This is a genomic window from Devosia equisanguinis (genome assembly GCF_900631955.1).
Classification (GTDB): Bacteria; Pseudomonadota; Alphaproteobacteria; order Rhizobiales; family Devosiaceae; genus Devosia; species Devosia equisanguinis.
This window is the reverse complement of sequence record NZ_UZWD01000004.1, coordinates 60,201-72,550: the sequence shown is the minus strand read 5'-3', so window position 1 is coordinate 72,550 and position 12,350 is coordinate 60,201. Positions and strand designations below refer to the sequence as shown.

11 protein-coding genes are annotated in these 12,350 nt (G+C 61.6%); 3 read left to right on the top strand and 8 right to left on the bottom strand.

Features of this window, described 5'->3' with window-relative positions; all coding sequences use genetic code 11:
- Nucleotides 1-80: 80 nt before the first annotated feature.
- Nucleotides 81-1,055 (bottom strand): alpha/beta hydrolase, encoded by a 975-nt coding sequence (locus DEVEQU_RS00395; protein ID WP_126148585.1) that lies wholly within the window; start codon nucleotides 1,053-1,055, stop codon nucleotides 81-83.
- Complete coding sequence (locus DEVEQU_RS00390; protein ID WP_126148584.1) at nucleotides 1,052-1,816, bottom strand: ArsR/SmtB family transcription factor; 765 nt, start codon at nucleotides 1,814-1,816, stop codon at nucleotides 1,052-1,054. The genes DEVEQU_RS00395 and DEVEQU_RS00390 overlap by 4 nt, the downstream gene beginning before the upstream one ends.
- Before the next feature lie 137 nt (nucleotides 1,817-1,953).
- Between DEVEQU_RS00390 and DEVEQU_RS00385 the strand changes: the two genes are divergently transcribed.
- Together DEVEQU_RS00385 and DEVEQU_RS00380 are read left to right on the top strand one after the other, a co-directional pair.
- Complete coding sequence (locus DEVEQU_RS00385) at nucleotides 1,954-2,766, top strand: class I SAM-dependent methyltransferase (protein WP_206437755.1); 813 nt, start codon at nucleotides 1,954-1,956, stop codon at nucleotides 2,764-2,766.
- 232 nt (nucleotides 2,767-2,998) lie between these two features.
- Nucleotides 2,999-3,844, top strand: coding sequence for an alpha/beta fold hydrolase (locus DEVEQU_RS00380; protein WP_126148583.1), 846 nt, complete (start codon nucleotides 2,999-3,001; stop codon nucleotides 3,842-3,844).
- A 177-nt stretch (nucleotides 3,845-4,021) separates the two neighbouring features.
- Here DEVEQU_RS00380 and DEVEQU_RS00375 read toward each other — a convergent pair whose 3' ends face one another.
- Nucleotides 4,022-5,578, bottom strand: coding sequence for an ISL3 family transposase (locus tag DEVEQU_RS00375; RefSeq protein WP_126148582.1), 1,557 nt, complete (start codon nucleotides 5,576-5,578; stop codon nucleotides 4,022-4,024).
- 216 nt (nucleotides 5,579-5,794) lie between these two features.
- Between DEVEQU_RS00375 and DEVEQU_RS00370 the strand changes: the two genes are divergently transcribed.
- Nucleotides 5,795-6,913, top strand: coding sequence for a tyrosine-type recombinase/integrase (locus tag DEVEQU_RS00370; RefSeq protein WP_126148581.1), 1,119 nt, complete (start codon nucleotides 5,795-5,797; stop codon nucleotides 6,911-6,913).
- A 53-nt stretch (nucleotides 6,914-6,966) separates the two neighbouring features.
- On the opposite strand, the gene DEVEQU_RS00365 is transcribed toward DEVEQU_RS00370, so the two are convergent.
- Genes DEVEQU_RS00365 through DEVEQU_RS00345 form a run of 5 tightly spaced genes read right to left on the bottom strand, consistent with a single transcriptional unit; the run spans nucleotide 6,967 to nucleotide 12,350 of the window.
- Nucleotides 6,967-8,532: a putative N-acetylmannosamine-6-phosphate 2-epimerase gene (locus DEVEQU_RS00365; RefSeq protein ID WP_223214054.1), complete on the bottom strand. Its 1,566-nt coding sequence runs from the start codon at nucleotides 8,530-8,532 to the stop codon at nucleotides 6,967-6,969.
- Between the two features lie 20 nt (nucleotides 8,533-8,552).
- Nucleotides 8,553-9,521 (bottom strand): ABC transporter ATP-binding protein, encoded by a 969-nt coding sequence (locus DEVEQU_RS00360; RefSeq protein ID WP_126148580.1) that lies wholly within the window; start codon nucleotides 9,519-9,521, stop codon nucleotides 8,553-8,555.
- Nucleotides 9,521-10,528, bottom strand: coding sequence for an ABC transporter ATP-binding protein (locus tag DEVEQU_RS00355; RefSeq protein WP_126148579.1), 1,008 nt, complete (start codon nucleotides 10,526-10,528; stop codon nucleotides 9,521-9,523). Before DEVEQU_RS00355 ends, DEVEQU_RS00360 begins: the two co-directional genes overlap by 1 nt.
- Nucleotides 10,529-10,530: 2 nt before the next feature.
- Nucleotides 10,531-11,448 (bottom strand): dihydrodipicolinate synthase family protein, encoded by a 918-nt coding sequence (locus tag DEVEQU_RS00350; RefSeq protein WP_126148578.1) that lies wholly within the window; start codon nucleotides 11,446-11,448, stop codon nucleotides 10,531-10,533.
- A 17-nt stretch (nucleotides 11,449-11,465) separates the two neighbouring features.
- Nucleotides 11,466-12,350, bottom strand: coding sequence for an ABC transporter permease (locus DEVEQU_RS00345; RefSeq protein WP_126148577.1), 885 nt, complete (start codon nucleotides 12,348-12,350; stop codon nucleotides 11,466-11,468).

Here is a 12,350-nt window from a genome sequence, read left to right as displayed (position 1 = left end):
GGTCTTACCTGGGATCTTTGGCGGTTCAGGGGTGTTCAGGGAGGGGCGGGTTAAGGCTGAGAGCCTCCCGCACGGGGTCTTCAGTTCAGGTGCGTAAGGAAACGACGTACTCGACCTTCGAACTTCAGTGGGTTAGCGTTCCAAACCTGGCCGTGATCCCCTTGCTCGGGCAGCCAGACCTCAACCTCTCCCCTTACCTCGGCCGCCAAGCGAACAGTGTGGTCGAATGGAACCAGTTGATCGGACTTACTGTGGATGAACAGCAAAGGTGGAAGGTCGGCCATCCTTAGAGCTTCAACTGCCGACGGAGCTGCGGACGACCCGGCGCGCAGTTGCGCTACACCCGCAAGGCTAGCCACCATCCAATCGGGTAGCCCCTCCGACTCGCGAGCATCCCGAAGCAACTGATACAGGCTCTCCATGGGGTTTTCGAGAATGACGCCATCAACACCGTGCGTCGACGGCAAGGCCCTCAAAATGGACAAAGCGCCGACAGAGCTTCCCATCACAACGACATGCCGGTAGCTCGCAGTCAGCTGCCGGACCGCAGATCTGACATCCACCGACTCTTTATCGCCGTACGACACTCCGCCTCCAATACACGGCGAGATTCCGTGGCAAACCGGGTCGAAGGAGGCCAAGTCGAATCCGAGGCTGTGTGCCAGATCGACGTACCGACTGGCTTCCCTTCGGTCGCTGCCGCCACCAGGTACATAAAGCAGCACCTTTCGGTACTCGTCCTGAGCGTTGGAGCGAAGTATCCAGCCGCTGAGCATGTACTCGTTGTCCGACTGGACCTCCCACGGGAGTTTTTCAATGTCCGTTCGCGCGCTCAAGCGCCCGCAATCCGTGCCCCATGCCTGCATTGCTAGTTGTGAGCAGCTACCTATCTCACCTACGCCACCTGGCCCAGACGGTCGCAAAATTGCTTCGCTCGCCGGCCACAGAATTGCGCCCACGGCGATTGGCGGAATGGCAAGAGCCGCAAGCACCAGGCCAGCTGAGATGAAGATAATAGGGCGGCTACTAAGCTTCGACATCGCTTTGCTGCTCATGGAGCGTTCTCGCCATGGCCCCAGCGGATAGATCCCGGCGTTGTCAGAAGCTCTCCAGTTTCAACCAAGGTCTTGAGACCAGACAGGATCATGGGCCACCCTCCATAGAGCTCCGGATTGGCACCTTCCGGCAGCATGTCGTGGACAACGGTGAGCCTGCAGGAGTCGCCGATCGGCTCGATCTCAAGAGTAACTTTGGAAGGTGCGTATGCTGCGACTCCTGGAGTCCAGTGTGCGTTGTAGGACTGAACGAGCCGCTTTGGGGGGTCATATTCCAGCGTCTCGCCAGAGACTATGGTCCGACCGCCTCCTGCCGCCGTGTAAGGCTCGCCTGCGCGGAACTCAGGCGAAAAAAGAAGGCCAAACTGATACTTGGCCCTTTCGTCGGGATCGGTCAGCGCGAACCAAATCCTCTCTGGAGAGGCCTTGATGTAGATTTCGAATACCTTTTGCACAGTCGTCTCCAGCTCCGATTTTAAATGGACAAGCGCCTCCGCCCATGGGGCTGCGAACCTCGATACCCAGCGGTCGTAAATCTGCGCGATGGGGAGGGTATTCAGGAAATGAAGGCGTTCGCGACCGTGTTTCCGCGCAACCACGAGTCCGGCGGCCTCCAGCACCCTGAGGTGCTTGGCCACTCCAAATCGAGACATTCCGTGAGCTGCTTCCAAGGCGCTTAGGCTCTGCCCATCTCGTTCTTGCAAAGCGTCGAGCAATGCCCGGCGGGTAGGGTCAGCCAAAGCTTTGAACACGTCATCCATGTGCAACCCGATAGGTGACTGTAAGGTCTCGTGTCAATACGGAAATGAGACCAAACGGTCACTTTTTTGCATTTGAGTGGGTGCTCACCGGACTTGGCGCAGAATAAGCTCGTATGACACGAGCTTGGAGCTAGAAGGTGATCACCTCAGAAATCTTAAAAAGTGCTGGACGGGCGGCCTTTGGCCTCGATCCCGCGGGCTATGATCGGGCGCGGCCAGATTATCCTGCGTGGGTATTCGAGTGCCTGTCATCACGTTGCGATGTGGGTACCAGCACTGCTGCCTTCGAAATCGGAGCGGGAACTGGAAAAGCTACTCGGCAGCTATTGGCCTTGGGCGCAAACCCGGTCGTCGCAATTGAACCCGACCCTCGATTAGCAGCCTTTCTCTCGAAAGGTGCCGCTGTTCCGGCACTTCGGGTCGTAAACAGTGCTTTCGAGGACGCCGATCTGGACCCCTTCTCTTTCGACTTGGGCATCTGCGCTACTGCATTCCACTGGCTGGATGAGAGCTCGGCGTTGCGGAGGATTGCCGACGCTATCCGCCCGGGAGGTTGGTGGGCCCCATTCTGGAACATCTATGGTGATCCCCACAAACGGGATCCCTTTCATGAAGCTACTCTAGACCTGCTCGCCTCTGGCCCTGCCAATCCATCGAATCGAGGTCATCCTCACCTGGAGTTCGGGGCGGATGTAGACGCGCGCGTCTCCGCATTGAGGGCCGCTGAAGCTTTTGACAGCATAGAGGTGCATCAAAGCACATGGTCAGTCACTCTCAACGGATCCCAGATCATGGACCTTTATGCGAGCTACTCCAACGTCAGCCTACGTTCAGATCGCGAAGCCGTTTTAGCTGAGCTCGGACGGATTGCACGAGAGGACTTCGGGAACTGCGTTACTCGCAACATCACGACGGTGCTCTATTTGGCTCGGCGTATGCTCTCCGAATAACACCGAGAGAGCCGCTGGTTCAGATGGTCAATCGTGCATGACCACGCGCCCAGGAGCAGCGACTCAGGTCAAAATGAAACTGACGGAGCCGTGCATGGCTAGCCCGCGCCACCCAGCGTCGAGACATGGGTTGGTCGATGAAAACTGCGATCGCATCACGGATGTGCGACACGGCAGCGCATGAAAACCTGTGGCCGCTTCAAGTGGGCGGCCAGCTAATTTGGAGCTATCAATGATAAAGCCAAAATCGTCCGGCTACGTGCCTGTGTCTGGTGGCGAAGTGTACTATCAAACCTATGGCCACGGCAGGCCGATCCTGCTCATCCACGGTGGATTTGGGATGATCGAAACATTCGACCATATGATCAAACAACTCTCGGAACATCACACGGTCATCGGAGTAGATTTGCAGGGCCATGGTCGGACTGCTCCATTCGATCGACCCATGTCTCACGGCAGCCTCGCCGACGACGTCGTCGCGGTGATCGCCCACATAGGATACGAGCGGGCCAATCTCCTTGGTTATTCAATGGGTGGAGAAGTCGCTCTGCAAGTTGCGCTGCGGTATCCGAAAGTGGTCGAACGTTTGGTCATCGTATCTGCGCCATTTTCTTGGGGCGGGTGGCACGACACCACGCAGGCCGCGCTACGAACGATCGGTGCAAGCAGCATCGAACCGATGAGGGGAACGCCCCTGTATGACATGTATGTAAAGGTCGCCGACAACCCTGAGGAGAATTGGCCGAAGCTCCATCTCGCTTTGGGTGGAATGGCCGCTGGCTCGGCTGGCTATGATCACGGAGAAGCGCTGAAGCGGGGACTTCCGGCGCCGACGCTGCTGGTATCCGGTGACTGGGACTCGGTGATGCCCAGCCACATGGTCGAGTATTTTTCTAGGCTTGTAGGCGGTCTGCGGGATGCTGGCTGGGATTCTTCCGGAATGAATCAGCATCGACTAGCCATTTTGCCGGGACAGACCCACTACTCAATCCAATCCTCAGCTGCTCTCTCGCAAGCCGTACAGGAATTCACTACAAGCGTCCCCGAGCTCGAGCGGGAAGTGCTTCGAAGGTCCTGAAGGTCGAGCGCGGGTTTGGCAGCGGCGCAAGCAGCGAGCTCTGGAACTGGACGGGTCGGACCGTCTTCTGCTGGATCACCATGGAGCGCGCCTGTTGATTGCCACTGAGAAGTGACCCGTTAGGCGGGACTATTTCCATCGAGATTTGGCTCTGGCGCACTTTTGCTGAAGCTTCGGCTATGGGGCTCCGATCAGTCTCGCCTGCAGGAGATCGAGCTTCGCGCGCCCGTACATTTGTCGTTTCACGAGCTTCAGGCGCGTGATCTGTCCTTCGGTCTGCCCATTCGACCAAGGCGAGACGATCGCGTTTCTGACGGCGGCCAGGTCCTTTCCGACACCATTGGCAAATGAGCTTACAAGGCTGAGTTTTGCCGCCTGCAACCAGTCATCCAACTTCGTCGCTGTTTTGGATCGGATCATGGACTGGAAGTCGCCGATAACTGTGCGGGCCACCACCAGCTCGGGTACATTCACTTCGATCGCAGCGACCAAGATCGCTTCGGACTTTGCCAGATCATCCCGCGCCGTGGTCAACAGCCTGGCGATGACGCGCGCAGACGGTGTTCGTGCCAACCCGCTTTGATTTGCCTTTTCAGCAAGACGCCGGCGTTGCGCCCATTGTGAGACGACACCGCTTTGTCCTGGAAAGCCCTGTGCCTGCATCTCGCGCCAGAGCGCCAAAGCATTCCGGACGCCTTCGTCCCAACGGGTGTTTAGCCACGGGAGCCAGCTATCCAGAGAACTTGGCCTTGTTCGGAACACGTCGAACCTTTGGCCGCGCAGAACGTCGCGTACGACCTTCCGACTATGGCCTGTCTGAAGGACGATTTGACGGATCGAGGTTCCCTTCTTCGACAGCTCTTTGATGGCCTCACTAGTCTCCTGCCGGCGCAGATATCCTTCGTATTGCAGCCTCTCGGCATAGGTCAGCAGCTTGGGGTCGACGATATTGCTGCCGACCGCCTGTCTTATCTGACGCATGGATTTACCGACGGCGTCGAGGAAAGCGCGGCTTGAGTTCTCCATGAGGTGCCAGCGGTCGGCGACCTGTTGGGCATTCGGCAAGCCTCTGGCGATCGCCTCGCCATAGCCGCCTCCACGATCTCGGGCAACGACTGATATGGATGGATGCTCGGCCAACCAGGCGCGGGAGGTATTCAATGCGCGATCTGGCAGCAGGACGACCGGCCTGCGACGCTCGAGGTCGCAGACAAGCGTCCCATAGGTTTGCCCGCGCCGGAAAGCGAAGTCATCGATTCCAACCACCGTCAACGTGTCATCATGGTCTGTGACCCGTCGGCGGACGACGCGTAGCAGTGTGTCTTTGCTAACCGGTATCATGAGACGATCCGCAAAACTGGCTGCGGGCCTGCCGCCTAAAGCCAGACCGAGATGGTGCACGATGGTCTCGAGCCGTTGCGTGCGCCGGCTATACCGACCCAAGACGCTGTCATCGAAACGTTCGCAAAAAATGCGACGGCCGCAAAGAACACCATCACACCAAAACCGACGCGTCAGGATCGAAAGCTCTACCCGTCGTCCACCGAGCGGCAAATCTGCTGGCCGTCGCCTATAGCGACTTTGCACACGCCGACTACGGCCTCCGCAGGCAGGGCAGTCTCCCCACGATCGGCGAGATCGAAGCAGGATTTGCACCCTGTCCGCCAAGACCTGCACCGCATCTACTGCAAAACCACTCGGCGCAAGGCTCGCGCGCTGAAAACCATGCTGCATCTGCTGATCCTCCTACGAACCAGCGCGAACCTTGGCCCGAACAGCAGCAAATGTGAGTCAGAGCCACTTCTCAATGGAAAACCTGGGTCACTTCTCGGCGGAAATCAACACGAATAGCCATTAAAACTGCTGGGCGGTGCTATCGACGGTCTCGCCAAGACTGCGGAGAGCCTGCCGAAGAGCCAGCGCGACGACATTGCCGCCAAGATCGCGGTCTTGTCGGCACAGGTGCAGCAGGTTTTGGACGGTGGCCCCGACAAGCCCATGCTGTTGGATCAGCTTGAGGTTTGGACCGCTCTCCGCAAGGACCACGCGCAGGACAAGAAGGTGAAGACCGACGCGAACCGCATTCGCGATTTCGTCGAATATGCCGGCGACAAGCCGGTTAACCGATATCGGTTCTCTGATTTCCAGAGCTTCACCAACGTGCTGGCGCGGTCACCGGCCAATATGACCAAGGAACGGACGTTTCACGGCATGACGCGTGCACAGGCTGCCGATCACAACGACACCCTGAATGACCGCCGTTTCCCAACGCTCACCGGCAAGGCCATCGAAGCGAACTATCTCAGCCCGCTTCGCATGTTCTTCAAGACCATGGCGGCAGAACATGACTTCCGCTCCCCACTCGCCGACATGAGCCCGACCATTCCGAATACGGCCCGCGATTCCGTGGTCCGTGTGCCCTTCACCGTCGAGGAACTGAACGTCTGGTTCAAGGCGGCGGCACAAGAGACGCGCCCCGACCTCAAGTGGTTACCGCTCTTGGCTACCTTGACGGGTGCCCGCGTGGGCGAACTGATCTATTTGCAGGGCAAGGACGTCCGCAAGATCAACGACACGCTCTGGGTCGCGGACTTGACCACGGACCTGATCATCGAGGGTGAAGAGACCGAACGGCAGATCAAGAACGAAACCAGCCGCCGCCTGTTCGCGCTGCACGAGGTACTGGAGCAGACCGCATTCTACGACCTCTGCGCCAAGCGTAAGGCCGATGAATGGCTGTTCCCTCACGCCTTCCGGCATGGCAGGGAACTAGTGAAGGACCCCGCCGATGCCGCTTCCAAGCGCCTCAACGGTCGGTTGGAGAAGCTGGGCATCCACCGGCCATATGAAACCACCTTCCATTCGAGCCGACACACGGCCAAGGACATTATGAGGGTGGCCAAGATCGACCCCCGTACCGCCGACCGCCAGACCGGCCATGCGATGAAGACCGCCGGCGACAATTACGGCAAGAAGACCTTGCTGGTCGAAGAAGTCGAAGTGCTGGCCGCGTTGCGCTTGCCCGAGGGGCTGGACCTGTCACCCTATATCATCAAGCCGAAGGCATAGGGAGCGTCGGAAATCGACCCCATTTCGGACATTCAGGCATAGTCCAAACCGAGCTAAAAGCTGCTATGCCTTTCTGCTGCGGCATGTGCGCGCGCCATAGACACATCGGCTACGCCGATAATTCCAGCGTCTGCGCCCAAAACTGCCGGCCTGATCGTAGGACGCAGGTGGCTGGGCTCCAGCAATAATCTTGCGACCAGCCGATCACGAAATTGCGGCAGCATGCCGATGCCACCGCCCAGCACCACGACCTGCGGATCGATCAATCTTTGCATGTCACCCAAGGCCACGGCCAGATCCCCGACAGCTTCATCGAGCAGCGCGACGGCCCATGGCAGGCCATTTTCGACGCCGGCAAAAATCTCATGCGTCGTGGCGGCATGGCCCAGAGCGGCTGCCGACGCGACCATGCCGAAACCCGAAGCGCGCGCTTCGAGACGTTCCGACGCCGGCGCACCTCTGATCTGACCCAGGCTGCCGGCGAGGCCATTGGCGCCCTGCAGCAGCCTGCCCTGCAACACGATCCCGCCGCCAATGCCCGACGACACGGTGACAAATACCATGTCCCGCGCGCGCCCGGCCCCATGGCGATACTCGCCCCAGGCCGCGGCCTGCGCATCGTTTAGGGCGATGGCCGGCGCATCGAACAGCGTGGTCAGCCGCTGGACCAGCGGCGTGCGCTCGGGAATGGCCAGCGTGCGCGGATTGAGGGCTGACCAATGGCCATCCTGCACCACACCGGTCACGGCGGCGCCGACCGCGTCGTAGCGCCCCCGCCAGTTGGAAGCCAACAAACCGATCGTGCTGAACCACGCATCCGTCCCAACGCCCTGCGGCGTCTTTATCGTCTGCCGTTCGAGAATTTTCCCGTTCCGGACCAGCGCCGCCAGCGTCTTGGTTCCGCCGACATCGAGCGCCAGCACCGTGGCCTTGCTGCCGCTGACCGCCTCATCCACGGCAATACGGAACCATTCGGTGACGTGCTCGGTGCGCGTGATGGCCGAGCCGACACAGACCGCACTGGCGCCTGCTGAAATGGCCGAAGCTGCCGCGGCGGGGGTATTGTAGCGTCCCTCCGCCACGACCACACCGCCCAGCCGGCGGCAAGCCGCCACGAAATCGAGGTCGGGCCCGGCCGGAACCGGCCCGCCGGTATAGCCCGACATGGTGGTGCCCAGAATATCGAAGCCGAGCCGGCTGGCGATCCTGGCTTCCGCTTCCGTCGCCAGGTCGGCCATCGCAAGAGCTCCGGCGGCGTGGATGGCAGCCAGCAGGTCGGCCACCGGCACCGGACGGACCCGGTCGGTGCCATCAACGGCGATGACCGTCGCTCCGGCCGCGGCAAGCGCCTTTACGTCATCGATGAACGGGGTGATGCGCACCGCGCTATCCGGCAGGTCGCGCTTGATAATGCCGATGATCGGCAGGTCGCAGGCCCTGGCCACGGCCGCCACATTGTCCGCACCCTCGATGCGCAGGGCACGGGCGCCTCCATTGCGGGCGGCCTGAGCGAAGGCGACGATAGCGGGGATGGTATCGAGCGGACCATCATCGACCGGCTGGCAGGAAACGATCAGGCCACCCTGGAGATCGGTCAGGAATTGGGCATTGTGCGGCACGGATCGCTGTCCTTCAGGCGTCAGAGAATGTCGTCGCGAATGCAGGCGCGCAGATGCCCCGGCGCAACCTCCCGCAAAGCCGGAACCTCGCCGGCACAGGCCCCGATGGCAAACGGGCAACGCGTGCGGAACACGCAGCCCGACGGCGGATTAGCCGGGCTCGGAATATCGCCGGTCAGGATCTGCCGCTGCGGGCGCGTCGCCGGATCGGGCGAGGGAATGGCCGAGAGCAGCGCCCGTGTATAGGGATGGCTGGGCCTGGCATAGAGATCGGCGGCGGGCGCCATTTCCATGATGCGGCCGAGATAGAGCACGATCACCGTGTCGCAGATATATTCCACCACCGCCAGGTCATGGGAAATGAACAGCATGGTCAGGCCCAGGCGGGTCTGCAGGTCGCGCAGCAGGTTGATGACCTGCGCCTGGATCGACACGTCGAGCGCCGAGACCGGCTCGTCGGCCACGATGAAATCCGGCTCGAGCGTCAACGCCCGGGCAATGCCGATGCGCTGGCGCTGGCCGCCGGAAAATTCGTGGGCGTAGCGGTCGAAGGCGTCGACCGGCAGTTCCACCGCCATCAGCGCCTTTTCCGCGCGGGCACGCCGCTCGGCTCGCGTGCCGATGCCCTGGATGTCGAGCCCTTCGGTCAGCACCTGGCCGATGGTCATGCGGGGCGACAGGCTCGCGAAGGGGTCCTGGAAGATATACTGCATCTTGCGCCGCTGCCGGCGCAATTGCGCGCCCGAGAGCGTGGTGACATCCACGCCGTCGAGCATGACCTGGCCGCTGGTCGGCTCGATCAAGCGCAGCACCGAGCGGCCGATCGTGGTCTTGCCGGAGCCGGATTCGCCGACCAGGCCGACCACCTGCCCGCGGGGAATGTCGAAGGAAATATCCTGCAGCGCCTTGACCACCGCCCCCCGGGAAAAGGCGGCCGGCTTGAAATGCTTGGAGAGGTTTCTGACCGATAGATAGGGCTGTTGCGTCATCAGAGTTCCTGCCAGCGGATGCAGCGGCTTTTCTGCGTCGGCGTCGTCTCGACCAAAGCCGGCATGGCGGCGCTGCAGGCGGCGATGGCGTAGTCGCAGCGATTGGCAAAGGCGCAGCCCTTGGGCAGGTTGCGCAGTGACGGCACATTGCCGCGAATGGTGGGCAGGGGCGTGCCGGCGCGTTTGAGCTCGACCGCCTGGCCCAGCCGGGGCACCGAGCGCAGCAGGCCCTTGGTATAGGGGTGCCGAGGATGGGCGAAGACCTCCGCCACTGGCCCCGACTCGACGATCCGGCCGGCATACATCACCACGACCCGGTCAGCGATCTCGGCCACGACACCCAGATTGTGCGTCACGAACAGGATGCCCATGCCGCGCTCGCGCTGCAGCTTCTGCAACAGATCGAGGATCTGGGCCTGGATCGTCACGTCGAGCGCCGTGGTCGGCTCGTCGGCAATCAGCATGCGCGGATCGCAAGCCAGCGCCATGGCGATGGTCACCCGCTGCCGCATACCGCCAGAAAGCTCGTGCGGATATTGCTGCGCCCGGCGGACGGGGTTGGGAATGCCGACATCGGCCAGGAGGCGCACGGCATCGGCCGCCGCCTCGCGATGCGGCTTGCCCAGATGGATGCGGATCGGCTCGGCGATCTGCTCGCCCACGGTATAGACGGGGTTGAGGCTGGTCATGGGTTCCTGGAACACCATGCCGATGTCATTGCCCCGAATCTGGCGCAGGGTTTCGTCGGACATGGCGGCAAGGTCGACGACCTCGCCGCTCTTGCGCGACAGCATGACCTTGCCGGCGGCGATGCGGCCCACGCGCCTGGGCAGTAGGCCCATCACCGACAGGCTCGTTACCGACTTCCCCGACCCGGATTCGCCGACCAACGCCACGGTTTCACCAGCGGCGATGGTCAGTTCCATGTCTTCGACGGCGGCAATGTCGGCGCCGCCGATCCGGAACACGGTCCGCAGTCCAGCAATGTCGAGGATCGGGGCGCCCATGGTCAGCCGAGTAGTCCGACGGCTTTGAGCACGGCGTCGACCTTGGCCGTCTCTTCGTCATTGAGGTGGCGTTGCGGTCGCGCCATGGTGTTGTTGGCAATGATGCCGAGTTGGCGCATCGCGGTCTTGAAGGCACCGACACCGGCCGAACCCGCGCTGGTGCGGGCCGTCGAAATCCAGACAATCTCGAACAGCCTGCAGAGTCGCTCCTGCTCAGCACGCGCGCCTGCGAGGTCGCCTGCCTGCACCAGGTTCCACAATTTGACATAGCCATGCGGGTCGACATTGGCGAGGCCAGGCACGACGCCGTGGGCGCCCATGGCCAGCACACTATCAACCACGATTTCCGAGCCGGTCATGCCGAAGAAATCGGCATCGTCCTGCATGTCGGCGAGCACATAACGCAGGTTGCCGTCGTCGCCGCTCGAATCCTTGAGGCCAACGATGGCGCCTTCCTTGGCCAGCGTCACCGTGGTCTTGCGGTCGAGCTTCAGCCCCACGCAGACCGGAATGTCATAGGCGATGACGGGCAGGTCCACCGCATCCTTGATGTAGCGGAAATGGTCCGCGGTCTCGGCCTGGTTGGTCCGCGTGTAGAAGGGCGCGGTCACGACCACGGCAGCGGCGCCGGCCGCCTTGGCGATGCGCGAATGCTTGATGACGCGGTCGGTGGTGGGGTCGATCGTACCGACCAACACCGGAACGCGGCCATTGGTAACCTTGATGGCGTGTTCGACAATGGCCTGGCGGGTTTCTGAATCGTGGAACACCACTTCGCTGGTCGAGCCTAGCACGAACAGGCCGTGGACACCGGCATCGATCAGGTTTTCGAGCACCCGGGTAAAGGACGCATAGTCCACGGTAAAATCGGCGTTGAGTGGCGTTACGACGGGAGGGACGACGCCGGTAAACAAGGGCATTTCGGAAACCTTCAGGGTCAGTTGAGAGCGGAGCGAGGGTCGAACGCGTCGCGCAGGCCGTCGCCAATGAAATTGATGGCCAGCACGGTCAGCACCAGGGCCGCGCCGGGGAACATCCATTGCCAGGGATATTGTTCGAGCACGACGGTGGAGCGCGCCAGGTTGAGCATATTGCCCCAACTGGCCTCGGGCGGGGCGATACCCAGTCCGAGGAAGGACAGGCCCGCTTCGAGCAGGATGGCATTGGCGACCTGCAGAGTGGCGTAGACCACTAGGATGTCGATGCAATTGGGCAGACCGTGCTTGAACAGCAGATGGGGCACGCCGGCGCCCATGCCGCGCGCCGCCACGACGAAATCGCGCTCGCGCAGTTCGAGGAGACGCGCGCGCACGATGCGCGACAAAGTGGGCCAGGACAGTAGTGAGATCACCAGAATCGTCGGCGTGATGCCGGTGCCGGCAATCGAGGCGAGGACCAGCAAGAAAATCACCGGCGGCAGGGTCATGGCGAGATCGACCAGCCGCATGAGCGAGGCATCGGCGACCCGACCTCCGAAGCTGGCAAAGGAGCCGACGAGGAAACCGATGACGGTGGAAATCGCCACCGAGACGACGGCCACGATCAGCGAGACCCGGCCGCCCTGCAACAACCGCGCCATAACATCGCGGCCCACGCCGTCGCTGCCCAACCAATGTTCGGGCGACGGCCCCTTGTTGAGCGCGCGCAGGTCGATCTCATTTGGCCCCGAGCCCCACCACCAGTCATAGGTGATGATGGCCACAAGGATGGGCAGGAAGATCGCCAGCCCGACCATGGCCGCGCGATTGCCGAAGAAGCGCTCGATGGAGCGGCGGGTCGGACCCTTGGTCCGTTCGATGGGGGTGGTCGCTGCATCGGTCAT